The sequence below is a fragment of the Mesorhizobium kamtschaticum genome (assembly GCF_056174585.1).
The window spans coordinates 4,660,908-4,685,199 of record NZ_CM149691.1 but is presented as its reverse complement, the minus strand read 5'-3'; the positions used below and the strand labels follow the sequence as shown (position 1 = coordinate 4,685,199).

Annotated in this window: 21 protein-coding genes and 4 pseudogenes; 16 read left to right on the top strand and 9 right to left on the bottom strand. The window is 62.3% G+C overall.

Annotated features, from left to right (window positions below; all coding sequences use genetic code 11):
• Positions 1-166: 166 nt before the first annotated feature.
• On the top strand, positions 167-1,903 hold the full coding sequence (locus tag AC0V7N_RS23120; RefSeq protein ID WP_475450665.1) for a SulP family inorganic anion transporter: 1,737 nt from the start codon (positions 167-169) through the stop codon (positions 1,901-1,903).
• Positions 1,900-2,523 (top strand): ParB-like protein, encoded by a 624-nt coding sequence (locus AC0V7N_RS23115; RefSeq protein ID WP_475450664.1) that lies wholly within the window; start codon positions 1,900-1,902, stop codon positions 2,521-2,523. Before AC0V7N_RS23120 ends, AC0V7N_RS23115 begins: the two co-directional genes overlap by 4 nt.
• Here AC0V7N_RS23115 and AC0V7N_RS23110 read toward each other — a convergent pair.
• Positions 2,487-3,380 (bottom strand): helix-turn-helix transcriptional regulator, encoded by an 894-nt coding sequence (locus AC0V7N_RS23110; RefSeq protein WP_475450663.1) that lies wholly within the window; start codon positions 3,378-3,380, stop codon positions 2,487-2,489. The two genes, AC0V7N_RS23115 and AC0V7N_RS23110, sit on opposite strands and share 37 nt — an antisense overlap.
• Positions 3,381-3,464: 84 nt before the next feature.
• On the opposite strand from AC0V7N_RS23110, the gene AC0V7N_RS23105 reads away from it, so the two are divergent.
• The 3 genes from AC0V7N_RS23105 to AC0V7N_RS23095 all read left to right on the top strand — a co-directional run bounded on the left by AC0V7N_RS23105 (position 3,465) and on the right by AC0V7N_RS23095 (position 5,135).
• Complete coding sequence (locus AC0V7N_RS23105; protein WP_475450662.1) at positions 3,465-3,992, top strand: hypothetical protein; 528 nt, start codon at positions 3,465-3,467, stop codon at positions 3,990-3,992.
• Positions 3,993-4,024: 32 nt separating this feature from the next.
• Positions 4,025-4,402 carry a VOC family protein gene (locus AC0V7N_RS23100; RefSeq protein ID WP_496627283.1) on the top strand — a complete coding sequence of 126 codons (378 nt, stop codon included), beginning with the start codon at positions 4,025-4,027 and terminating at the stop codon, positions 4,400-4,402.
• Positions 4,403-4,505: 103 nt separating this feature from the next.
• Positions 4,506-5,135, top strand: coding sequence for a MarC family protein (locus AC0V7N_RS23095; RefSeq protein WP_023670949.1), 630 nt, complete (start codon positions 4,506-4,508; stop codon positions 5,133-5,135).
• Between the two features lie 34 nt (positions 5,136-5,169).
• Here the strand turns inward: AC0V7N_RS23095 and AC0V7N_RS23090 are convergent.
• Both AC0V7N_RS23090 and AC0V7N_RS23085 read right to left on the bottom strand, forming a co-directional pair.
• Positions 5,170-5,594 (bottom strand): annotated as a pseudogene (locus AC0V7N_RS23090) (OsmC family protein).
• Positions 5,595-5,729: 135 nt separating this feature from the next.
• Positions 5,730-6,251, bottom strand: coding sequence for a single-stranded DNA-binding protein (locus tag AC0V7N_RS23085; protein ID WP_475450659.1), 522 nt, complete (start codon positions 6,249-6,251; stop codon positions 5,730-5,732).
• Positions 6,252-6,478: 227 nt separating this feature from the next.
• Here AC0V7N_RS23085 and AC0V7N_RS23080 point away from each other — a divergent pair.
• The 9 genes and pseudogenes from AC0V7N_RS23080 to AC0V7N_RS23040 all read left to right on the top strand — a co-directional run bounded on the left by AC0V7N_RS23080 (position 6,479) and on the right by AC0V7N_RS23040 (position 14,303).
• Positions 6,479-6,792, top strand: a pseudogene (locus AC0V7N_RS23080) (ArsR/SmtB family transcription factor).
• 14 nt (positions 6,793-6,806) lie between these two features.
• Positions 6,807-7,301, top strand: a complete 495-nt coding sequence (locus tag AC0V7N_RS23075; protein ID WP_475450657.1) for an SRPBCC family protein — start codon at positions 6,807-6,809, stop codon at positions 7,299-7,301.
• Between the two features lie 21 nt (positions 7,302-7,322).
• On the top strand, positions 7,323-7,928 hold the full coding sequence (locus tag AC0V7N_RS23070; protein WP_475450656.1) for an ATP-dependent Clp protease proteolytic subunit: 606 nt from the start codon (positions 7,323-7,325) through the stop codon (positions 7,926-7,928).
• Positions 7,929-8,017: 89 nt separating this feature from the next.
• Entirely contained in the window at positions 8,018-8,317 is a 300-nt protein-coding gene (locus tag AC0V7N_RS23065; RefSeq protein ID WP_475450655.1) for a hypothetical protein, read from the top strand.
• Between the two features lie 719 nt (positions 8,318-9,036).
• Positions 9,037-11,957 (top strand): annotated as a pseudogene (gene uvrA, locus AC0V7N_RS23060) (excinuclease ABC subunit UvrA).
• Positions 11,957-12,364, top strand: coding sequence for a DUF302 domain-containing protein (locus tag AC0V7N_RS23055; RefSeq protein WP_475450653.1), 408 nt, complete (start codon positions 11,957-11,959; stop codon positions 12,362-12,364). Before uvrA ends, AC0V7N_RS23055 begins: the two are co-directional and overlap by 1 nt.
• A complete protein-coding gene (locus AC0V7N_RS23050) occupies positions 12,361-12,807 on the top strand; it encodes a GNAT family N-acetyltransferase (RefSeq protein ID WP_475450652.1) in 447 nt (148 codons plus the stop codon). The genes AC0V7N_RS23055 and AC0V7N_RS23050 overlap by 4 nt, the downstream gene beginning before the upstream one ends.
• Positions 12,808-13,422: a hypothetical protein gene (locus AC0V7N_RS23045; protein WP_475450651.1), complete on the top strand. Its 615-nt coding sequence runs from the start codon at positions 12,808-12,810 to the stop codon at positions 13,420-13,422.
• 73 nt (positions 13,423-13,495) lie between these two features.
• A pseudogene (locus AC0V7N_RS23040) lies at positions 13,496-14,303 on the top strand (DUF72 domain-containing protein).
• Between the two features lie 96 nt (positions 14,304-14,399).
• Here AC0V7N_RS23040 and AC0V7N_RS23035 read toward each other — a convergent pair.
• Positions 14,400-15,116, bottom strand: a complete 717-nt coding sequence (locus AC0V7N_RS23035; RefSeq protein ID WP_496628021.1) for an autotransporter domain-containing protein — start codon at positions 15,114-15,116, stop codon at positions 14,400-14,402.
• 1,318 nt (positions 15,117-16,434) lie between these two features.
• Between AC0V7N_RS23035 and AC0V7N_RS23030 the strand changes: the two genes are divergently transcribed.
• Positions 16,435-18,063 carry a sulfotransferase gene (locus tag AC0V7N_RS23030; RefSeq protein WP_496627281.1) on the top strand — a complete coding sequence of 543 codons (1,629 nt, stop codon included), beginning with the start codon at positions 16,435-16,437 and terminating at the stop codon, positions 18,061-18,063.
• An 82-nt stretch (positions 18,064-18,145) separates the two neighbouring features.
• Positions 18,146-19,294 carry a GGDEF domain-containing protein gene (locus tag AC0V7N_RS23025; protein ID WP_475450646.1) on the top strand — a complete coding sequence of 383 codons (1,149 nt, stop codon included), beginning with the start codon at positions 18,146-18,148 and terminating at the stop codon, positions 19,292-19,294.
• A 137-nt stretch (positions 19,295-19,431) separates the two neighbouring features.
• On the opposite strand, the gene AC0V7N_RS23020 is transcribed toward AC0V7N_RS23025, so the two are convergent.
• The 5 genes from AC0V7N_RS23020 to urtB form a co-directional block, all read right to left on the bottom strand.
• On the bottom strand, positions 19,432-19,608 hold the full coding sequence (locus AC0V7N_RS23020) for a hypothetical protein (RefSeq protein WP_013531844.1): 177 nt from the start codon (positions 19,606-19,608) through the stop codon (positions 19,432-19,434).
• A gap of 267 nt (positions 19,609-19,875) precedes the next feature.
• Positions 19,876-20,571 (bottom strand): urea ABC transporter ATP-binding subunit UrtE, encoded by a 696-nt coding sequence (gene urtE / locus AC0V7N_RS23015; RefSeq protein ID WP_013895283.1) that lies wholly within the window; start codon positions 20,569-20,571, stop codon positions 19,876-19,878.
• 71 nt (positions 20,572-20,642) lie between these two features.
• Positions 20,643-21,389 (bottom strand): urea ABC transporter ATP-binding protein UrtD, encoded by a 747-nt coding sequence (urtD, locus tag AC0V7N_RS23010; protein ID WP_475450645.1) that lies wholly within the window; start codon positions 21,387-21,389, stop codon positions 20,643-20,645.
• 6 nt (positions 21,390-21,395) lie between these two features.
• Complete coding sequence (gene urtC / locus AC0V7N_RS23005) at positions 21,396-22,631, bottom strand: urea ABC transporter permease subunit UrtC (RefSeq protein ID WP_475450644.1); 1,236 nt, start codon at positions 22,629-22,631, stop codon at positions 21,396-21,398.
• Positions 22,628-24,244, bottom strand: coding sequence for an urea ABC transporter permease subunit UrtB (urtB, locus tag AC0V7N_RS23000; RefSeq protein ID WP_475450643.1), 1,617 nt, complete (start codon positions 24,242-24,244; stop codon positions 22,628-22,630). Before urtB ends, urtC begins: the two co-directional genes overlap by 4 nt.
• Positions 24,245-24,292: the final 48 nt, after the last annotated feature.

The following is a 24,292-nucleotide window of genomic DNA, read 5'->3' as shown; positions in this document are numbered from 1 at the left end:
CAATCTAATCAGGAATCACTGACCGCTTATATAGGAAGCACGGGCGAAACTCCAATATTCGCGGCACTTTTCCAGTGTCATTTTTGGTGGTAATTTCAAAAGGATACCGCAGATTGCGACGATATGGCCATCACGCTTTTCGCCGCCACCAAGGCAAAAGCCGGCAATGGACCAAATTCCCCAAGCAAAAGCCGCGAGCACCGTGAATTGGCGGTCGTGGTTGCCTTTGCGGGCGCTGAGCGGATGGCAGGCTCGGGATCTCAATGGCGATCTGATCGCGGGCCTGACACTGGCCGCGATCGCCATTCCCGAGCAGATGGCAACGGCCCGGCTCGGCGGCTTTGCTCCCGAGGTCGGCTTCTTCGCTTTTGTTGCCGGTTCGGTGGCGTTTGCCCTGTTCGGCGCCAATCGTCACCTCTCCGCCGGCGCGGATTCGACCATCACGCCGCTCTTCGCCGGCAGCCTGGCGCTGCTCGCCACATCCGGCTCGCCGCATTATCTGGCGCTGGCGGCCATGCTGGCGCTGATGGTCGGACTGATCGTGACGCTGAGCGGTGTCTTTCGCCTCGGCTGGATCGCCGATCTCCTGTCGGTGCCGGTGACGACAGGGTTCCTGGCCGGCATTGCCGTCCACATCATCGTTTCGCAAATGCCCGGACTGCTTGGCCTGCCTGCCGAAAGCGGTGAAACACTGCGGCGTGTCGGTGAGATCGCTGGCAGTCTCCATCTCACCAACCCCTGGAGCCTCGGGCTCGGCCTTGGCGTGTTCGCGATCGTGCTCTGCTCGGAACGGATCAGCGCCCGCATCCCCGGGGCTTTGATCGGCATGGTGCTTGCCACGACAGCGGTCGCGGTCTTCGGCCTCAAGGATCGCGGCGTCGAAGTGCTCGGCGCCTTGCCCAATGGCCTGCCGCAGCCGGGCCTGCCGCTCGTCAGCCTCGACGACGCGCAGGCGCTGGTTCCGCTGGCATTGCTGATCGCCATCGTCGTCATGGTGCAGACGGCGGCGACCTCGCGCTCCTTCGTGCCGCAACAGGGCGACCCCGATGTCAATCGCGATTTCGTCGGCGTCGGTGCCGGCAGCATTGCAGCCGGACTGTTCGGCGCCTTTGCCGTCAATGCCAGCCCGCCGCGAACCGCAATCGTCTCCCAGTCGGGCGGCCGCTCGCAACTGTCAGGTCTCATCGCCGCGGCCATCGTGCTGGCGCTTGGTGCCTTTGGCGGCGGTCTGCTCGCCAATGTTCCCCAGACCGCCCTTGCTGGCGTTCTGATGTTTGTTGCCCAGCATATCCTGCGCTGGAAAGTGTTCGCCAATGTCTACCGGCAGGCGCCGGTCGAGTTCGCGCTGATCCTCATCACCATGGCGGCGATCGTCGTGTTGCCCATTCAGAGTGGCGTGGCGGTCGGCATCGGACTGTCACTGCTGCACGGGATCTGGAGCGCGACCCGCACGGTTCCGATCGAGCTTGAACAGGTGCCCGGAACTTCGGTGTGGTGGCCACCTGGCAAACCAAGCGCCGGTGAGCAGCTCTCGGGCGTGCTGGTCGCGGCCTTCCAGGCGCCGCTGTCCTTCGTCAACGCCGACCGCTTCAAGCGCGGCCTTTGCGATCTCATTGATGCCCGGAACGAAACCGTGAAACTGGTCGTGCTGGAGGCCAGCAACATCGTCGAAATCGACTACACCGCCGCGCAAGCTCTGATCGACACCATCAAGCACTGCCGCAAGACTGGCGCGGTCTTTGCCATTGCGCGGCTGGAATCGGTGCGCGCCCAGGCAGCGCTGGAGCGGTTTGGCATCGCCGAAATGGTCGGCACGCATCGCATATTCCACAGCGTCGACGCCGCGATTAAGTCACTTGGTCCGGGGAAACAGCAGCAGCAAGAACAGGATGGAATGCCATGATTGACCCCCGAGAACCCATTGTCACGCCGGTTCCCGTCGAGGACCTTCGGCCGACGCAGATAACGGTCGGCATGAGAGAAGTTGCGTTGAAGCGCCAGATGATCCGGGCGCAAGACGCCAGGAAGAAGACCGGCGCTTTTCTCGGCAAACACATGGTGCCGGTCGTCTTGGGTCCCAAAAATCGCAACTACGTTACCGATCACCATCACCTCGCTCGCGCTCTGCTCGAGGAAGGCGTCAAGGACGTGCTTGTGACCGTGATCAGCGACCTGTCCGCGCTCGACAAGGACGCGTTTCTGTTCGTGCTCGATAACAGAGGCTGGATGCACCCGTTCGATGAGAACGGCCGGCGCCGCGATTACTCGGCAATTCCGAAGACAATCGGCGAGCTGATCGACGATCCCTACCGGAGCATGGCGGGCGAGTTGCGCCGGCAAGGCGGCTTTGCCAAGGACACGACGCCGTTCAGCGAATTCATCTGGGCGGATTTTTTGCGTCGGCGCATCGACCGCGATGCGGTGACGAAGAACTTCGACAAGGCGATGAAGGATGCCTTGACGCTCGCCAAGGGCAAGGACGCGGACTACCTGCCGGGCTGGTGCGGCCCGACCTCGGATTGAGCTTGTCTCGGTCGAGGCATACGCATGCCGGAACTGCTTGATCGGCGAGCGCGATAGTCACCCGGCGTCTCGCCCATGACGCGTCGAAACCGACGGTTGAAGGTCGACAGATCGTTGAAGCCGGCGTCGAAGGCAATCGTCGAGATCGCATCGTCCGACAAGCGCAGCCGCACCGCTGCCCGATGCAGCCGGGTTTTCAACAGGAACTGGTAGGGCGTCATGCCGGCGACCTGCCGGAAGGTGCGCAGGAAATGATAGGGGCTGGTCGCTGTCTCATCCGCCAGTGCCGACAGCGAAACCGGCCCGTCGGCATCGAGTTCGATCCGCCGCACCGCCTCCGCCACCCGTTTCTGATCACGGCGGCTCGGTCCGCGCCTGACAGGCATGGCGCCGGGAACCGTGGCCACGGCCGCACCTGCAATGCGCAGGGAAAGTTCCTCGAATGCATCCTTGTCGGCCATTTCGCGCGCGGCCTCCGCCTCGGCCAGCAACGACGCCAGGGCCGGCAAAGGCGGCAGGCGCGGCGCCTCGAATGTGAGCGTCCTGGCGCCGGGCACGCCGGCGACGATCCGCTCCATGTAGGCCGGCCCAAAATGGAACGAGAGACAGCGGTCGCCGGCGCCATGCTCGTGCCCGCATTCATAGCAGGTGCCGGAATTGCCGAGCAGGAGCGCGCCCGGCGCTAGCATCGCCGTGCCTTGCTGCGCGCGGTAACGGAACGTGCCGCTGGTCACCGCGGCGACGCAGAAATCCTGGTGCGCCTCCTCGAAGGGCCGGTCGCCCACACCGGCCGTGCAGATCACATCCGCCACGTGCCAGCCAGGTCCGGATGCGAGAGTGCGGGTCGTCGCTGTCATGGCCGAAATATAGCAATTTTTCCCAAGCCCAGAACCCCGTCAGCGCCTACTCCTCCCGGTCTCCTGACAGAAGAGACCGCAGCCATGCTCGCCCCCTTTGCCGAAGCCCTGCACAGTCCCGGTCCGATCGGCGGGCTTGCCGAAAAACTGAACCTTTACGGCCGCTTCGTCGGTGCCTGGACGTTTGACGCCTCGCGCCATCTCGAGGATGGCACCGTGCTGACCGGACGTGGCGAGGTGCATTTCGGCTGGGTGCTGGAAGGCCGCGCCATCCAGGACGTCTGGATCCTGCCCGCGCGGAACACCGGTTCCCAGCCTTCCCTGGGCAAATGGACGTTCTACGGCACGACGCTTCGGGTCTATGATCCCGGCGCGGACGCCTGGCACATCTTCTGGAGCGATCCGCGCAACCAGTACTTCAGCCGCCAACTCGGCCGCGCCGAGGGCGACACCATCGTGCAGGTCGGCGCAGACGGCACCGGCTCCTCGGTGCGCTGGAGTTTTTCGCGGATCACCGAGAATTCCTTCCGCTGGCTCGGCGAGCGCTCGCACGACGGCGCGGACTGGCACCTCGAAGTCGAGTTCCTGGCGCGCCGTCAATCTGCAAGATGACATCACAACCCTTTGTAACAATGGAGAAAGCCATGTTCGATCATATCTCGATCGGCGTCCGCGACGCCAAAGCCTCGAAGCGCTTCTATGACGCAGCGCTGAAGCCGCTCGGCTATACCTGTCTCAGCCAGTCGCCGGGCTCACTGGGTTACGGCGCCGAGAGTCCCATGCTGTGGGTCAATGAGGCGCCGCGGCCGGTGCCGCCGGACGAAAAATCCGGCCTGCATTTCTGCTTCGCCGCTCCGACACGGGACAGCGTCGACGCCTTCCATGCCGGCGCGTTGCGCGAAGGCGGCAGCGACAATGGCCCGCCCGGCCTGCGCGCCGCCTATGGCGACAACTACTATGCGGCCTTCGTCATCGACCCGGACGGCTACCGGCTCGAAGCTTATTGCGGCGCTGCCGGCTGACCCTTCGAGAGCCGTAGTTTCGCGGGTCCCGACTGTTCCCACCGACCGGGCTTTGCTCTACCACTATTGGAGCGCGGGCTCGGCCCGGCGGGAGGGGTCAGCGATGCCGAGTTTCGACAGCCTGTTCAATGCCTTCGTCACCATTCTCGTGACCATCGATCCGCCCGGGCTGGCGCCGCTGTTCCTCGCCGTGACACGTGGCATGAACCGCGAAGAGCGCCAGCAGGTTTCGGTGCGCGCCTCGATCATCGGCTTCCTGGTGATGGCGCTGTTCGCGGTCGCCGGTGCCTCGATCCTGTCGGTGTTCGGCATCACGCTGCCGGCCTTCCGCGTCGCCGGCGGCTTCTTGCTGTTCTTCATCGCCTTCGAAATGGTCTTCGAGCGCCGCCAGGACCGCAAGGAGAAGATCGGCGACGTCGCCATCACCAAGGACATGATCCACAACATCGCCGCCTTCCCGCTGGCGATCCCGCTGATCGCCGGTCCCGGCGCGATTTCGGCGACGGTGCTGCTTTCCGGCTCGTTTCAGGGCTTTGCAGCGCAGGCCGCACTCGTCGGCATCATCTTCGTCTGCCTCGCCATCACCTATCTGGTGTTCGTGCTGTCGGAACGCATCGACCGCATCCTCGGCCAGACCGGCCGCTCGATCCTGACCCGCCTGCTCGGCGTCATCCTGGCGGCGCTGGCGGTGCAGTTCGTGGCGGATGGCATCAAGGCATTGATGGCCGGGTGAACGGCAGTCCCTACTGCCCTACTGCCCTACTGCCCTACTTCGCCATCGTATCGATGACCTCGAAATCGTGTGTGATCGTGGCCGTCTTGGCCATCATGGCGGAGGCCGAGCAGTATTTTTCGATCGACAGGTCGATCGCCCGCTTGACCTTGTCGGACGAGAGCGCCCTGCCCTTGACGATGAAATGCATATGGATGCGCGTGAACACCTTTGGCTCGGTCTCGGCCCGATCAGCGTCGAGTTCGACCACGCAGTCCTCGACCGCCTCGCGACCCTTTTCGAGGATATGCACGACATCGTAGGCCGAGCAGCCGCCAGTGCCGATCAGCACCAGCTCCATCGGGCTCGGCCCGGCGTCTTGCCTTCCGGTCCGGATGCCGTTCCCAGCACCAGCTTGTGGCCGCTGCCGGACTCGCCAACGAAGGTGCGTTCCTCGACCCATTTTACCCGTGCTTTCATCGAACTCGTCCTTCACCGTATTTCGTTGATCGCTAATTGAACGTTCAATCCGACAATGCAAAACCCCGAAAATCCATGAAGGACTCTCGGGGTGCAATGCTTGACTTAAGCCAAAAGGGGCATTCGTCGCTGTGATCAGAACGGGATTTCGTCGTCCAGCTCGCGCGACGAACCGCCGCCACCGCCGCCCCTGGGAGCGCCGCCGCCACGATTGAAGCTTTCGGTCGGGCTGGACTGGCCGAAATCGGAACCGCGGCTGCTGCCGCCACCGGAATAGCTGCCGACCTGGCCGCCCTCACCCTGGCCGCGCGCGTCGAGCATCTGCAGCTCGCCGCGGAATTTCTGCAGCACGACTTCCGTCGTGTACTTGTCGGCACCGGTCTGGTCCTGCCATTTGCGCGTTTGCAGCTGGCCCTCGACATAGACCTTCATGCCCTTCTTCAGATACTGCTCGGCCACCTTGGCAATGCCCTCATTGAAGATGACGACATTGTGCCACTCGGTCTTTTCCTTGCGTTCGCCCGAATTCTTGTCGCGCCAGCTTTCCGACGTGGCGATGCGGATGTTGACGACCGGCTCGCCCGAGTTCAGGCGACGGATTTCAGGGTCCGCGCCGAGATTGCCGACCAGAATGACCTTGTTGACGCTACCCGCCATGATTTTTCTCCGCGCTCATCCGAAAACAAAATTTTGTCGCAGCACCTTACAGGCTACCGGCGTCAGCCGCTTGCCAAGGCTGGCTTTTCCCACAACGTTTTTGTTCCCTTTTCGTTCCTATATGCACTGCCGCTGATTGTCAAGGAATGGCAGCAATGCCCGCGACCATCATATGGGTTTCAAAACAGCGCTTGCCAAATCGATAAGTATCGACTTATGCTTTTGCCATGATCGAAGCCGAGATTTTCCGCGCCCTGGCCGACCCGACGCGCCGCGCCGTCTTCGAGCGTCTCGCCGCAGCTGAGATGAGCGTATCGGAATTGCGCAGCGGCCTGACGGTTTCGCAGCCGGCGGTGTCGCAGCATCTGGCGGTGCTGCGCGGCGCCGGCCTTGTGGTCGAGCGGCGGGCCGGCCGCAATGCCTATTATCGCGCCGATCCGCAGGGGCTTGCCCCTTGCTCTCCTGGATCGAGCGCTACCGGACCTTCTGGCCGGAGCGCATCGAAAAGCTGAAGACGGTTTTGAAGGACATGGATCAGTGAAGAACGTGGGATCAATGAAGGACGTGGGATCAATCAACGCCAAAACCCAAGGCGAAGCCGCCCCGGATGCGCTCGAGTTCGAATACGACCTTGCCGAACCGCCCGAAAAAGTGTGGCGAGCGCTGACCGTGCCGGAACTGCTCGCCGCCTGGATGATGCCGAACGACATCAAACCGCAGACCGGCAGCCGTTTTGCCTTCGCCGGACCGGAGGCTGCGATCGAATGCGAAATCCTCGACGCCGAGCCGGAGCGCCTGCTGCGCTATTCCTGGCGTGAGCAGTCGGGCGATGCGACGCGGCAGGATCCGCTCGACAGCACCGTCACCTTCACACTTGCCCGCACCGTTTCCGGCGGCACGCATCTGCGCGTCGTCCATGACGGTTTTGCCCGCAAGGCGATGCCCGCCGTCGCCATGGCAAGCGCCGGCTGCCGGCTTTCGCTCGGCTTGCGCGGAGCCGGAAAGCCCATCGCCGCAAACACGCCGCACCTTCTGCTGCGCGCAGCCTGAACACGGAAATCGGAGACAAAAATGAGCGGTATTGCCAGTCTGGTGCCGATGGTGATCGAGCAATCGAGCCGCGGCGAACGCGCCTTCGACATTTTCTCGCGGCTGCTGCGCGAGCGCATCATCTTCATCAATGGCGAGATCAACGACGACGTCTCGACGCTGGTCTGCGCGCAGCTCTTGTCGCTGGAGTCGGACAATCCCGACAAGGAGATCTCGCTCTACATCAACTCGCCGGGCGGCGTGGTGACCAGCGGTTTCGCCATCTACGACACGATGCAATATATCAGTTGCCCGGTATCGACCGTATGCATGGGCTTCGCCGCCTCGATGGGGTCGTTCCTGTTGATGGCCGGCTCAGCGGGGCGTCGCATCGCGCTGCCGAACGCCACCATCCTGCTGCACCAGCCGCTCGGCGGCTTCCAGGGCCAGGCTTCCGATATCCAGCGCCATGCCGAGCGCATCGGCAAGACCAAACGGCATATGGCCGAACTCTATGCCCAGCATTGCGGCCGCAGCTATGAAGAGGTCGAACGCACGCTCGACCGCGACCATTTCATGACCGCCCGCGAGGCCCAGGCATGGGGCATCGTCGACCACGTTTTCGACACGCGCAAAAAGGCGGCATGAAGCTAGGGCCGGATCGGAATCCTGCCCGCTGTCGAAGATTTGACGATACCGGTCTGGCCGTATCGGCGGCGCGTCACTATTATCCCGGGATGACCGACACTCATTCGCCCAGGACATCGCATCGCGTCATCGCCGCCGCGGTGCTTACTTTTGCCGGCCTTGTGAGCGGCGTGGCACTTGCCGACGACAGTACAGCGCAGGCGCAGAAAGGCGCCCTGCCCGGCGTGAGCGGCGATTATCGCATCGCCAAGCCGGCTCCCGTAGCGGAACCCGACGACGCATTCCCCAGCAACGGGAACGGTACGTTCAAGATCGGCAATACCGATGTCAGAATTTCCGGCAGCATCACGGTCGATGTCGCCACCGGCGGGATCAAGCCTCCGAGGTAGGTGACCGCGTCGCGGCTGGCTCAGCCATTTCCCAAAAGAACAGCCCCGCCGTGCCTAGGGCAAACGGACGGGGCTTTTATGGATCTCAAATCCATTTTTGCCGGGAGTGTACTGCCGGCGTTTGATTTCGGATGCTTCGCGGCGTCAGCCGACGATCCGACTAGCAGTCTCTGATTTTGGGGGAATACGGCAAGTCACGGTTTGTCGGGTGGCGCAAACGCTAAACCCTGGCACTTATGCCTGCCGCGGCTCCAACGAGATGTGGAGCCCTTGGGGACTATCCGGTGGCGTCATGCTCCGCTCCTGTGTCCGTTGCGACATTGTCGTCGCGAAGCGCAAATCGCTAGTGTCTGCGGCGTCTCGCAGGCCGCCTTGGGGCGGCGAGGCCATCGAAGGACGGCCGGCTTCACTTGACTGTTGGAGACTGCGCCCGTGAGCCGGCCACGTCAACCATCAATAGCCGGTTACCGAAAATTGTGATCGCCGGGAGGTTACGTTCAGGTCAACTTTCTGAAACAGCAGGTCAGTTTTTGCACAGCTTTGTCAGGAGCGTGTTCGGCCTTTGTTCTTTCCGCTTGCCCCTTCGCGCGAAAGACGGTTAAACGACTTTGGTCGAGAATTGTGGCGTCTCTCGACGCGGCGGCAAAAACACCTACATAGGGGATGGTCGGGAAAACCCGCCAATCCCACGAATTCCAGATCTGAGGCGGCGACCGGCGATGGCCGACCATAAATTTCTTTCCATTCGCGGGGCGCGCGAACACAATCTGAAGAACGTCGATCTCGACCTGCCGCGTGACAGCCTGATCGTCATGACCGGCCTGTCGGGCTCAGGCAAATCGTCGCTCGCCTTCGACACCATCTACGCCGAGGGCCAGCGCCGCTATGTCGAGAGCTTGTCGGCCTACGCCCGGCAATTTCTCGAAATGATGCAGAAGCCTGATGTCGACCAGATCGACGGCCTGTCGCCTGCCATCTCCATCGAGCAGAAGACCACCTCGAAGAACCCGCGCTCGACGGTCGGCACCGTCACCGAGATCTATGACTATATGCGCCTGCTGTTCGCGCGTGTCGGCATCCCCTATTCGCCGGCCACCGGCCTGCCGATCGAGAGCCAGACGGTCAGCCAGATGGTCGACCGTGTGCTGGCGGTCGAGGAAGGCACACGCCTGTTCCTGCTGGCGCCGATCGTGCGGGGCCGCAAGGGCGAGTACCGCAAGGAACTGCTGGAACTGCAGAAGAAGGGCTTTCAGCGTGTCAAGGTCGACGGCGTCTTCTATGAAATCGCAGACGTTCCGGCGCTCGATAAAAAATACAAGCACGACATCGACGTCGTCGTCGACCGCATCGTCGTGCGCGGCGATCTTGCCACGCGTCTCGCCGACTCCATCGAAACAGCGCTGAAGCTCGCCGAGGGGCTGGCGGTGGCCGAGTTCGCCGACAAGCCGCTCGATTCCAGCCAGACCGGCGAGGATTCGGTCAACAAGTCGAAGAACGAGACGCATGAGCGCATCCTGTTCTCCGAAAAATTCGCCTGCCCGGTGTCCGGCTTCACCATTCCGGAGATCGAGCCGCGGCTGTTCTCGTTCAACAACCCATTCGGCGCCTGCCCGACCTGCGACGGTCTCGGCAGCCAGCGCGCCATCGACCCCAACCTCGTCGTGCCCGACGAAAACGCGTCGTTGCGCGACGGTGCCGTCAGCCCGTGGGCGAAATCGACCTCGCCCTACTACGTGCAGACGCTCGAGGCATTGGGCAAGGCCTACAACTTCAAGCTCGGCGACAAGTTCAAGGATTTGAGCACGGAGGCCCAGGACGCGATCCTGCGCGGCACCGGCGAGCGCGAAGTCACCTTCCAGTATGATGACGGGCTGCGCTCCTACAAGACGACCAAGACCTTCGAAGGCGTCATTCCCAACCTCGAGCGGCGCTGGAAGGAAACCGAATCCGCCTGGATGCGCGAGGAAATCGAGCGCTTCATGTCGGCGACGCCCTGCCCCGTCTGCAAGGGTTATCGGCTGAAGCCTAAGTCGCTGGCCGTGAAAATCGCCGGCAAGCATATCGGCGAAGTCACCGAGCTTTCGATCCGCAAGGCCGACCAGTGGTTCACCGACCTGCCGCCACATCTCAACGCCCAGCAGAACGAGATCGCGGTGCGCGTGCTCAAGGAAATCCGCGAGCGGCTGCGCTTCCTCAACGATGTCGGTCTCGACTACCTGACCCTGTCGCGCAACTCCGGCACGCTGTCGGGCGGCGAGAGCCAGCGCATCCGGCTGGCCTCGCAGATCGGCTCGGGCCTGACCGGCGTGCTTTATGTGCTGGACGAGCCGTCGATCGGCCTGCACCAGCGCGACAATGCGCGCCTGCTCGACACGCTCAAGCACCTGCGCGACATCGGCAACACGGTGATCGTCGTCGAGCACGACGAGGACGCCATCCTGCATGCCGACTATGTCGTCGATATGGGTCCGGCCGCCGGCATCCATGGCGGCGAGATCATCGCCCAGGGCACGCCGCAGCAGGTGATGGCCAACCCCAATTCGATCACCGGCAAATATCTGTCGGGCGTGCTCGAGGTCGCCACCCCTGGTGTTCGGCGTGAGGCGAAAAGAACCGGCGCTTGAAAATCGTCGGCGCGCGCGGCAACAATCTGAAGAACGTCACCGCCGAAATCCCGCTCGGCACCTTCACCGCCGTCACCGGCGTGTCGGGCGGCGGCAAGTCGACCTTCCTGATTGAGACATTGTTCAAGGCGGCCTCGCGCCGCATCATGGGGTCGCGCGAGCATCCGGCCGAGCATGACCGCATCGAGGGTCTGGAATTCCTCGACAAGGTCATCGACATCGACCAGTCGCCCATTGGACGGACCCCGCGCAGCAACCCCGCCACCTATACCGGCGCCTTCACGCCGATCCGCGACTGGTTCGCGGGCTTGCCCGAAGCCAAGGCGCGCGGCTATCAGCCGGGGCGCTTCTCGTTCAACGTCAAGGGCGGCCGCTGCGAAGCCTGCCAGGGCGACGGCGTCATCAAGATCGAGATGCACTTCCTGCCCGATGTCTACGTCACCTGCGACGTCTGCCACGGCAAGCGCTACAACAGAGAGACGCTCGACGTGCAGTTCAAGGGCAAGTCGATCGCCGATGTGCTCGACATGACGGTCGAGGAAGGCGTCGACTTCTTCGCCGCCGTGCCCGGCGTGCGCGACAAGCTCGATACGCTGAAGCAGGTCGGCCTCGGCTACATTCATATCGGCCAGCAGGCGACGACGCTGTCCGGCGGCGAGGCGCAGCGCATCAAGCTGGCCAAGGAACTGTCGCGCAAGGCGACCGGCAAGACACTCTACATCCTCGACGAGCCGACCACCGGCCTGCATTTCCACGACGTCGCCAAGCTGTTGGAAGTGCTGCACGAACTGGTCGACCAGGGCAACACGGTGGTGGTCATCGAGCACAATCTCGAAGTGATCAAGACCGCCGACTGGGTGCTCGATCTCGGCCCCGAAGGTGGTGACGGTGGCGGCGAGCTGGTCGCCCAGGGCACGCCGGAGGCCATCGTGCGCGAAAAGCGCAGCTACACCGGCCAGTTCCTCAAGGAGCTGCTGGAGCGCCGCCCCGGAGGCAAGCGCGAAGCGGCGGAGTGATGGCTGGGGATGGTCTCATCACGGTCGAAAGCCGCTTTGGCGTGACCGAAACCATCGACCGCCTGGCTGAGGTGGTTAAGCTCGCTGGCCTGCTTGTCTTCGCACGCATCGATCATGCCGCCGGGGCGCGAGACGTCGGCGCCGCACTGCGGCCAACCGAATTGCTGATCTTCGGCAACCCGAAAGGCGGCACGCCGCTGATGCAGGACAGGCAGCTTGCTGGTATCGACCTGCCGGTGAAGGCACTGGCCTGGGAGGATGAGCAGGGCAAGGTCTGGCTGTCCTACAACGATCCGCACTGGATAGCCGAGCGCCATGGCCTGGGCGGGGCCAGCAGCGAGGCTGTCGCGGCGATTGCCGCCGGCATGGAAAAAGTGATCGCTGCTGCTGGAATGGATCAATCATGAGGCTTGCCCGCTCAGAAGATCTCGCCGCGATCCTCGCGTTGACGGAGGCGGCCTACGCTCCCTACAACGCCATACTCGACGCGCCGCCGATCCCGGTTACCGAGGACTATGCGCCGCGCATCGAGCGCGGCGAGGTTTGGCTGCTGGAGAGCGGCGGAGAACTTGCCGGAGTGATCACACTGGAGCGACATGAGGATCACGCGATGATCTTCTCCGTCGCGGTGTCGCCCGCCTTCCAGGGCAAGGGTTTTGGCATAAAGCTGCTCAATCACGCGGATCAACAGACGCGCTTGTGGGGCCTGCCGGAGATACGGCTCTACACCAATGCGAAAATGGAACGGAACATCGCGCTCTATCTCGCATACGGTTATCGCGAAACGGGTCGCCGGCCCAATCCGTATCGGCCAGGCTGGACGCTCGTCGACATGGCGAAGGCGGTGTGAATGCTGGCCGGAAGCTCCTGGGAAAACAAACTGACCTTGGATGGCGTGGTCCGCTCGTCGCGCGCTTACGGCACCGACTATCTGCCCGAATTCCAGCGCATCCTGCTGCAGCATGTGAAGCCCGGGACGCGAGCCTATCTGGAATGGGGCATGGGCCACACGACGCTGGCGATCCTTGAGCTGAGGGAGCGACTGGCCATCGACAATCTCTTTTCGATCGAAGACAGCCAACCCTTCCTCGACCAACTTCTGCCGCAGCTGCCGCAGTGGAGCGGTTTCCATCCGATCTGCCTGGACCTCCAGGGTCCCAAGCTTGGCGACCGCGATCCAGAACTCAATTATTCGACCTGGCCGCTGAGCCTGAAGCGCAAATTCGATTTTATCTTCATCGACGGCCGGCGCCGCATGGAATGCGCGTTCATGGCGACGCTGCTTTGTCATGCCGAGACGATTGTGATGTTGCACGACTATCGCCGCGCACGCTATCAGCCGATCAAGGCTCTCTACGACATCGTCGAGGACGGAAATCAGTTTCGCGTCATGCGGCCGCGGAAGGACCTTTACCCCTCTGGCACTCCGACAATCTTTTCCCCGGATTGGTCACCGCCCACTTGACCGAAATTGCCAGTTGCGGATCGATTTTACCAACGCAAGTCCCTCGTGACAAAACACATTGGAGGAAAAGTCCATGAGCAAATCGGGAACAATCCGCTCCGGCATGGGCGGCTGGACCTTCGAGCCCTGGGATACGTCCTTCTATCCGGACAAACTCTCCAAGGCCAAGCAGCTGCAATATGCCAGCCGGCAGGTGCCGAGCATCGAGGTCAACGGCACCTACTATTCCAGCTTCAAGGAGCCGACCTTCGTCAAATGGGCCAGCGAGTTCCCGGACGGTTTCGTCTATGCGCTGAAAGGCAACCGCTTCGTCACCAACCGGCGCGTGCTGGGCGAGGCCGGTGAATCGATGATGCGCTTCCTCGGCTCCGGCGTTGCCGCGCTCGGCGACAAGCTCGGGCCGATCCTGTGGCAGTTCGCGCCGACCAAGAAATTCGATCCGGATGATTTCGAAGCCTTTTTTGAAACTGTTGCCGGAAAAGCAGGATGGTGTCGCCCTGCGCCACGCGCTCGAAGTCCGCAACGACAGTTTTATCGTGCCGGAATTCGCAGCACTTGCCCGCAAATACAAGGCGGCGATCGTCTATGCCGACCATGCCAAATATCCTGATATCGCCGATGTCACCGGTGACTTCGTCTATGCACGGCTGCAGACCGGCTCGGACGACAATCCCGATTGCTACACGCCAAAGGGCCTCGACGAATGGGCGGCGCGGGTAAAGACATGGGCTGAGGGCAAGCAGCCGGCCGATTTGCGGCGCGCCGATCCCGCCACCGACGCGCCTGTGCAGCCGCGCGACGTCTTCGTCTACTTCATCACCGAGGGCAAGGTGCGCGCACCGTTTGGCGCCATGGCGCTGATGAAACGGGTAACAGCCTAGCAACTCTCCAGAGGCACGCGATTGCACAAGCACCATGACTGGAGCGGTCCAGAGATATCCGGACCGCTCTGCCGCGTCGGTTTGGCTGCTCCGCGTCTAGAGCTTGAGATCGAGCCCGATGCTGATGGTGTTCTGGTTGCGGCCGCTGCCAAACTGCCCGCCATAAGACGAGGTCAAGGCCAGGTTTTGCGTAAGGTTCGCCGAAAGCCCCGCCTCGACCCGACCAAAGGCGCCTTTCTGCGAGTCGATGTCACTGAGGAAGGTTGTCGGTGAACTGGTGTAGGACGTGGATACGGAATCGTTTCCAAGGAAGCTGTCGCCAACCCCCGCGCTGACGAAGGCGCGCAACTTGCCGCCATTGGTCATGGTCCAGTCCCGGGCCGCCGAAACGCCGACGAAGCCCTCGAGATGGTCGACGGAATAGGACGGAACATTGAGATTGCTATTGCCGGCGTCCGTTTCTGTGTAGCCGTCGACATGCGTGCGCAGGTAGGACAGATTGGCGAAGGGCGTGATGGTGGCCACCGGCATGTCGTATGGCTGCGCCACGCCGATGCGGGCGCCGAAGCTGCTGCCGTCGATGTCAGCGTTCGCCGTTCCCGCGCCAGCGGTGCGGGAATAGGTCCAGGATTCGTTCGACAGTGAAATCCGCGCATCCAGAATGGTGCCGGTGGGCGCCACCCAGCGCGCATAGGGCGCGACGGTGTATTGCTTGTTGGTGATATCGGAATAGACGCTGCCGACGTCGCCGCTGCCATGCGCGTAGCCGCCGGCGATGCCGAGCAGCAGGCCAGATGCAAAATTGTGCTCGATGCCGATACCGGCCAGGTAACCATCGAAATCGAGGTTGCCGGCCGATAGTCGCGCGAACCCGTGGTGTAGCCACCGAACAGGTAGCTGCGCGTGCCGTCGACATTGGTAACCGCGACCTTGCCGCCTTTCTCGCCGATCTCGTTGGCGAGGGCGGCCGCGCCGTCCTGCTTTCCGCCAGGTGCATTTTCGGCAGCATACTGCAAGGCGCCGGTCACCATTCCGGGAGCGTTGTAGCCGTTCGTCCAGATCACGGCGTCGCGGTTGAGGATGCCGTCGAACGCATCATGCATGCTTTGCGACAGGCCGGTCACCGCGCCGGCGGCGGGCAGGCTACCGTCGACCAGCACATTCCAGTTCACCAGTGTCTCGAGCTGTTGCACGGTCAGGCCATCGAAAACCGGACTGTTGACGAAGAGCTGCGCCTGCTGGATCGCCAGCGCGACGTCTTGCGCGTAGACGGATCCACCGCCGTCCGGCTGGCGCGCGTTGTCGCCAAACAGGATATCGACATTCATGACCGACACCGTTTGGCCAGGAGCAACCGTCAACGGATAGACGATGTAGGGGTTGTCGTCGCCATTGACGAAATGCACGGTGGTCTGGCTGAACGCGTAGTTGTTGTTGCCGTATAGATGGGCAATGACCGGATCGGTCGATTCGCTTCCAGGAGCACCTTGACCCGTTACCACATAGCCTGGCCCGGAGGCGTGCACGTAAGTGTTGCTATCGGAGCCAAGGTTGCCTCCGAACGCGACATTGGCGCTAATGGCACTGCCCGTGTTGTTGGTGAAACTGTCGAACCAGCGGATGGAATTGGCCGGCAATCCCGGCACTGCTTCGTAGGACTGGGTCTGACGTGTCGCGGCAAGGCCGTTGAATGGTGTTCCGTAAGGACTATTATAGACGTTGCCACTGGTTGTAGTGGTGCCGTAGATGGCTCCCCAGCCGTCATAGGCATCGTTGACGACGTTATTGGTCGCACTTGCTTCCGACACGCCGCCCGCGACAGACGAAGAACCGTTCGCCGAGTCGAAGCCTGGGCCAATGTAAGACGTATGGTTGGTGTTGCTGCAATAATCGCTCTGGCTGGGTCCCTGACAGATAAAGAACTGAATAACGCTTTGATCGGCGTGGGCGCTCGTCGCCGGAAGCGTAAGCGCCATGGCCGAAACGGAGGCGAACAAGCCCGCTGTCAGAAATTTCATGCTATCCCCACCACCCTGCGACCGTATCGCAGATAACCCATGACTTTGCGTAACCCTCTTTATACGCGGTAACAATTGATGTTTTCTGACAACATTAGAGATTGGTAACCGAGTTGCAGAAAAGCAACAGTTTCTCACTGGATCGCCTCATTGCCGAGGCCCGCAGGCTGCATCTTGCCGGCGATGTCAGGCGCGCCCGCGCCACCGCCGAAGCCATTCTGCGGCAGGCCCCGCGAAATCTGCAGGCACTGGAAGTCATCGCCTTGGTCGAGATGGAACATGGCGACCTGGGTGAATCGGTTCGACTTTTGAAACGGATCGCAAAAGAACTGCCTGCCAGCGCCGAGGCGCAGTACAATCTGGCGCTGGCTCATCGCTATTCCGGTCGGCTTGAACTAGCCGCATCCGGCTTCAACTTGGCGGTCAAATTGAAACCACGAATGCAGCGCGCATTGGCCGAACTAGCGAATACTTACGCAAATCTCGGGCAATTCGAAAACCTGATCCGGGTCTGTCGCACGATGATCGAAACAGACCCAAACAATTCACGACCCTACAGTCATCTCGCATTCAACCGGCCCGAAGCAATTTCGGAGCAGGACCTCACGCTGATGAAAAGCGCGAGCCAGGACCCGAAAGTGCCGCCAGGGGCCCGCGCAAGCTTTTTGTTTTCGGTCGCGGAGATCCTGCGACGCAAGGGCGAATACGATCAGGCGTTCACGGCCTTGAAGCAAGCTAATGACTTGACCTTGTCGACGTTGCAGAAGGCGAATGGACCGTCCAATGCGATCGCTCCGTTCAACGACAAGCCGAAGTTCACGGCTCCGGAAGCGGCAGGGAGGGCGCACGCGCTCGTCTGTGACTATGTCAAGGACACCTTTACGCCGGAATTCACGGCAAGGTTCGGCGGGCACGGCGAGCGTAGCCGCATCCCGGCTTTCATCGTTGGCATGCCGCGCTCGGGCTCGACGCTGGTCGAGCAGATTCTGGCCAGCCACCCCAGTGTCTTCGGCGCCGGCGAGATTCCCGACCTGTCCATCATGACCAACATGCGCTGGCCTTACGGCGGTCCGAGCACCGACAATGGGAAACGTCCGGAAGAACCGCCCGCCCCCATCTCCACCCATTTCCGGGATATCGGCCGCGAATACATCGCCAGGCTTCGCAAAATCGATGCGCAGGCGTCGATGGTCGTCAACAAGATGCTCGGCAACTACGTCCATATCGGCATGATCGACCTGTGCCTGCCCGATGCCGTCATCATCGACATCAGGCGCGACGCGGTCGATACTTGTCTGGCCTGCTATCAGCGCCAATTCCGCACTGGGCACGAGTTCACCTACGATCTTGCCGCACTGGGTGCGCAGTACCACCGCTATGTCGCGGTGATGGACCATTGGGGCCGTGTTCTGCCCGGAAGGGTGCTTCGCCTCTCGTACGAGGAATTGGTTCGCGACCCCGAGCCGCAGATACGCCGGCTCCTGGATCATTGTGGCTTGCCATGGACCGACGAGGTCATGCGTTTCCACGAAAACGCACGCCCGGTGCGGACAGCCAGTCTCTCACAGGTAAGACGGCCAATCAGCACGGCCTCGGTGGCCAAGTGGAGGCCGTATGCCCGGCATCTCGGGCCTTTGTTTGAAAGCCTGGGCGACCTGGTAATGGCAGACCAGGTGTCATTGCTGGGGATCGGCGATGCTGTTGAACCCAGCGAGAACCTCGCATCTTCGCCTTCATCGTAACCTTATCGACACTTCCTTGCTGCATGAATGCGGCGACGCCAAGCCGCAGAGCTGGAGCCGCCGCCGGCAGGGAAAGAGGGGCATGTCGCTCGACTACACTTCACTTCTGCTGGCTGTCGGTTTCTCCGCGGCTTGCCTGAGCCTGACATTGTTCGGCATGTGGCTGACCGCGCGCTCGGAAAAATTCCTGCTGACATGGGCGATCAGCCTGGTGTTCGTGGTCGGCGATATCTTTGTCTATGACGCCTATATCGACATGCCCGGGCGCCTGCTCGGCATCGCCACCCTGGCCCTCCTGCTGCTCGGTTTCTCGACCATGCTGGGTGCTGCCTACCAGTTCAGAACCGGCGGCTCGCCGCTGCCGCGGGTGCTGTTGGGCTGCGTTTCGCTGGCGATAGCGCTGCCTGCCATGGCTCTGGGCTATGACGGCCTCGGCTTCATGTTCGAGAACCTGTTCGCCGCTCTGCTCCTGGTCGCGACAGCGCTCGAATACTGGAAAGGCCGCGACGAAGCCCCTGCCCTGACGATCGGCCTCACCGCACTCTATGCCGCCACGGCCACCTCCTTCGCGCTCTGTGCCATGGTTCTCATTGAGGACGGCAAGCTGGTTCTCGGCCATGCGCCCAGCAACTGGGCCGAGGAATTGAGCCTCATCGTCGTCATCGCCAGCATGACGGGTATTGGCGCGCTGTCGCTTGCACTCAACCAGGGGCGCCTGGCCAGGCACCACCGCCGCAACGCTCTCACCGATCCCCTGACCGGCCTGCTCAACCGGCGCGCTCTGTTCGACCTGCATGGCCATGTCCCGGTCGGCGCCTTTACCGCTGTGATCGTCTTCGACCTCGACAATTTCAAAGCCATCAACGACGAGTTCGGCCACGCGGCGGGCGACGAGGTGCTGAAGGTGTTCGCCGGGGAACTCGCCGGCAATCTTCGCCAGACCGACGTTGCCGCACGCATGGGCGGCGAGGAGTTCGCACTGGTGCTGAAGCGCACCCTGCCGGAGACGGTCGAGGAAGCGGCGGAGCGCATCCGGACCGCTTTCGCGACGCGCCTGATAGAGACCGAGACGGGATCGCTGACCTGCACGGTCAGTGCCGGGTTTGCGTTCGGCAGCAAAGACGGCATCAGCTTCGACAAGGTGCTCAGCGCCGCCGACAGGGCGCTCTATGACGCCAAGCGCGGCGGCCGCAACCGCGTCACCGCCTCGCCATTCCGGCGCGCGAGCTGACCGCGCGTATCAGTGCCGAGCCTGTAATTGCTGGATAATGCGTGTCGCCCAAAAGTGACCTCGGTTTTGGGAGTACGACACGCATAAAATCAAAGACCTAAAGCGCGTCACCTGACGCGCTTTAGGCGAAGGCGGCTCTATGCCGCCATGACGATTTCATTGAAAGTATCGAGGTCGACGTAGAACACCTTGGTGATCTCCTCGATCAGGTCGTCGTAGTCGCAGCCCTGCGATCTCAGGATGTTGATGGCGGCGATAATATCGACGCGTTCGGTAAGCCGCCGCTTCTGGTAGTCCTCGACGTAACGTTCCATGGCTGTCCCTTAGCCTGTGTGCCCAAACGCGTTGAACGACAGAAATCGCAGGAGGGAAGCTAGGAAGCCTTGCTTGCGTGGAACTTGCCCGGCCTTCGCCGCGCCCTCGATCTGCGATAACCAGACTGATACGGAAGCGGCCGACTCACAAAGCCAACAAAAGACTAGCATGCAGCCTCTGGCGCGCCAGAGATGCAGGTTGCTGAATGGAAGAAATATTGGACTTGCCAGGGACTTTGGATCGTCAGTCGAAATCCAGCACCGATTCTAGACGGTAAGGAACTTCCGTACATCAGCGCGATCTAAATCTTCCGCCGGGCCAGTATGGACGATCTGGCCCCGATCCATGATGTTGACCTCGTCAGCGAGTTCGCGGCAGAAGTCGAGATACTGTTCGACCAGCAGCACCGCAATGCCGGCCTGATCGCGCAGGTAGCGGATGGCGCGGCCGATATCCTTGATGATCGATGGCTGGATGCCTTCCGTCGGCTCATCCAGAACCAGAAGCTTCGGCCGCATCACCAGCGCCCTGCCGATCGCCAGTTGCTGCTGCTGACCGCCGGAAAGATCGCCGCCACGGCGGCCGAGCATCTGCTTCAGCACCGGAAACAGTTCGAAGACATGCGCCGGCACGTTGCGGTCGGCACGCTTCAAGGGGGCAAAACCCGATTCCAGGTTTTCGCGCACCGTGAGCAGGGGAAAGATCTCCCTGCCCTGCGGTACGAATGCGATGCCCGACCGGGCGCGGTCATACGCCGCGCTCCGGTCGAGCGCCTTCCCCTCGAAGGCAACGCTTCCGCTCGTCAGCCGGTGGTGGCCGACGATCGATCTCATCAAACTGGTCTTGCCGACGCCGTTGCGGCCGAGCACGCAAGTGATCTTGCCGGCGCCCGCCTTCAGCGAAACGCCGCGCAGCGCCTGGGCGGCGCCATAGTGGAGCGTGGCGTTTGAAACTTCGAGCATGTCTCAGCGCCTTTTCCAGGATCGGAGAAACGACAGGTCGAAGCGATGGAATTGAACCCGCCAGACCATGCTCATCTCCCCAGATAGACTTCGACGACGCGCTCGTCGGCCGAAACGAAATCGAGTGTGCCTTCCGACAGCACCGAGCCCTCGTGCAGGCAGGTCACCTTGACGCCAAGTTCGCGCACGAAATGCATGTCATGCTCGACGACGATGACCGAATGGTCGCGCGCAATGTCCTTGAGCAGCCGCGCGGTCTCCTCGGTCTCGGCGTCGGTCATGCCGGCCACCGGCTCGTCGACCAAAAGCAGCTTTGGATCCTGTGCCAACAGCATACCGATCTCCAGCCACTGTTTCTGGCCATGGCTGAGATTGGCCGCCAACTCGCTGCGCTTGTCACCCAGCCGGATGATGCCGAGAATGTCGTCGATCTGCCGCGCCTCGGCCGCCGAGCGGCGATGAAAAAGCGCCGGGAAGATCGAACGCGGTCCTTTCAGCGCCAGCATCAGGTTTTCCTCGATCGTGTGGCTTTCGAAGACCGTCGGCTTCTGGAATTTGCGGCCGATGCCCATCATGGCGATCTCGGCCTCGTCATGCCTGGTCAGATCCACCTGACCGTCGAAGAACACTTCGCCCTCGTCGGGCCGCGTCTTGCCGGTGACGATGTCCATCATCGTCGTCTTGCCGGCGCCGTTAGGGCCGATGATGGCGCGCATCTCACCCTTGTCGAGCACCAGCGACAGATTGTTGATGGCGCGAAAACCGTCGAAGGAGACCGAGACGCCGTCGAGATAGAGGATGGTGTTCGATTTACTCATGGTCGCTTACTCCGCCGCCTGCGGTTCAGGGTCGGACCAGGACCATTCGCCTGGATTTCTCGCCGGCGAGCGAGCGGGCTTCGAGGTCGCGGTCGCCACGCCAACCTCGGTGCCGGCTTCTTCAGCAACGGCGGCTGCGCGCAACGCCTTCGCATTGCCGCGCCAGCTATCCCACATGCCGATGATGCCCTTCGGCAAGAGCAGCGTGACGGCGACGAACAGGCCGCCGAGCGCGAACAGCCAGAGCTCCGGCAGCACGCCGGTGAACCAGGATTTGCCGGCATTGACCAGCAGCGCGCCGATGATGGGCCCGACGATGGTGCCGCGCCCGCCGACGGCCGCCCAGATCACCACCTCGATCGAGTTGGATGGCTCGAACTCGCCGGGATTGATGATGCCGACCTGAGGCACATAGAGCGCACCGGCAATGCCGGCCATGACGGCCGACACCGTGAAGGCGAACAGCTTTACGTTCTCCGCCCGCCAGCCGAGGAAGCGGGTGCGGCTTTCGGCATCGCGCACCGCCATCAAGAGCTTGCCGTATTTGGAGCCGACGATCGCCCAGGTGATGAACACGGCGAGCGCGAGCATCACCGCGCTCGCGGCAAACAGCGCCGAGCGGGTCGCGTCGGCCTGCACGTTGAAGCCCAGAATATCCTTGAAATCGGTCAGGCCGTTGTTGCCGCCGAAACCCATGTCGTTGCGGAAGAAGGCGAGCAGCAGCGCATAGGTCATCGCCTGGGTGATGATGGAGAGATAGACGCCGGTGACGCGGCTGCGGAAGGCGAACCAACCGAAGATGAAGGCGAGCAGGCCGGGCACGGCAAGCACCATAAGGCCAGCGAACCAGAAATGGTCGAAGCCGTACCAGAACCAGGGCAGTTCCTTGTAGTTCAGGAACACCATGAAATCAGGTAGGATCGGATTGCCATAGACGCCGCGCGAGCCGATCTGGCGCATCAGATACATGCCCATCGCGTAGCCGCCGAGCGCGAAGAAGGCGCCGTGGCCAAGCGAAAGGATGCCGCAATAGCCCCAGACCAGGTCGAGCGCGAGCGCCAGCAGCGCGTAGCAGAGATATTTGCCGGTCAGCGCCACGATATAGGACGGGATGTAGAACGCGCTCGCCGGCGACACCGCCAGGTTGAGCAGCGGCACGATGACGGCCACCGCCAGCAGGATGAAGATGGTGATGGCGATGCGGCGGTCCGCGCCAGCGGCAAAGAAGCGTCCGGTAATCATGCTTCCACCGCCCTACCCTTGAGCGCGAACAGGCCGCGCGGGCGTTTCTGGATGAACAGGATGATCAGCACCAGCACGACGATCTTGCCGAGCACGGCGCCGGCATAGGGCTCAAGGAACTTGTTGACGATGCCGAGCGAAAAGGCGCCGACCAGCGTGCCCCAGAGATTGCCGACGCCGCCGAAGACGACGACCATGAAGCTGTCGATGATGTAGCCGCGGCCGAGATTGGGCGAGACATTGTCGATCTGGCTGAGCGCCACACCGGCAATACCGGCAATGCCGGATCCGAGCGCGAAAGTCAGCGCGTCGACCCATGGCGTCCTGATGCCCATCGAGGCCGCCATGCGCCGGTTGGCGGTGGCGGCGCGCATCTGCAAGCCCCAGGGCGTGCGCTTCATGACGTAGAGCAGCAGGCCGAAGACGGTGAGCGCGAAGACCAGGATCCACAGACGGTTCCAGGTGATGGCGAGCTGACCAACGTTGAACGACCCTGACATCCAGGAGGGGTTACCGACCTCCTGGTTGGTCGGTCCGAAGATCGAGCGCACCGCCTGCTGCAGGATCAGCGACACGCCCCAGGTCGCCAGCAGCGTCTCCAGCGGCCGGCCATAGAGGAAGCGGATGACGCCGCGCTCGATGATCAGGCCAACCAGCGCTGAGACAAGGAAGGCAAGCGGCAGCGCGATCACCAGCGACCAGTCGAACAGGCCGGGAAAGGACGTGCGGATCACCTGCTGGACGACGAAGGTGGTGTAGGCGCCGAGCATGACCATTTCGCCATGCGCCATGTTGATGACGCCCATGACGCCGAAGGTGATGGCGAGCCCGATCGCGGCGAGCAGCAGCACCGAGCCCAGCGAAATGCCGTACCAGATGTTCTGGCCGGCATCCCAGAAAGCCAGCGTCGAATTGATGTTGGCGATCGCGGCCGTCGCCGCTTCCTTCACAGCTCCCGAGGCATTGGCCTCGACTGAAGTGAGCAGCGAAACCGCGTCACGGTCGTCGCGCGCACCGATCAGGGCGATTGCCGTGAGCTTGTCTGCATCGGGTTTGTCTGAAACCAGTATGGACGCGGCACGCGCCTGCTCCAGCAAAGCCTTGACGCTCGCCACGCTTTCACTGGCGATCGCTGCCTCGAGCGGCTCGATGTTGGCGGCATCGGGTGTCTTGAACATAGTGTCGGCTGCGGCGATGCGGACAGTCGGATCCTTGGAACCAAGCGTCAACGTGCCCAATGCATCACGGATGGCGCGGCGCAACGTGTTGTTGACGCTGATCTTGGTGATGTCGTCCGCGGAGGCCTCTCCTGCTGCCTCGCCGCTTAGCGGGTCAAAAAGCTGGACGCTTTCATCGCCTTCCTTGCCGACAAACACCATCGAGTCAGCCGTGCGAATGTAAAGATTACCGTCAGCCAATGCGGCAAGCGCCCGTTCGACAGCGGGATCCCCTGTGGCGGTCAATTCGTGAACGACGGCTCCCGTCTCGGAGAAGTCCGTTACTGTCGCGAATTTAGCGATAATGGCATGCAGATCGGCTTCCGCAGCGCCCGAAGACGACAGCGTCGTCAACAGGAACAAAAGCGCCAGGCCCATCGCATGGAAAATCTTCATCGGCTCTTGGTGACCCTTGAAGGTTGAGTGGCGTCCGGACAGTGGAGG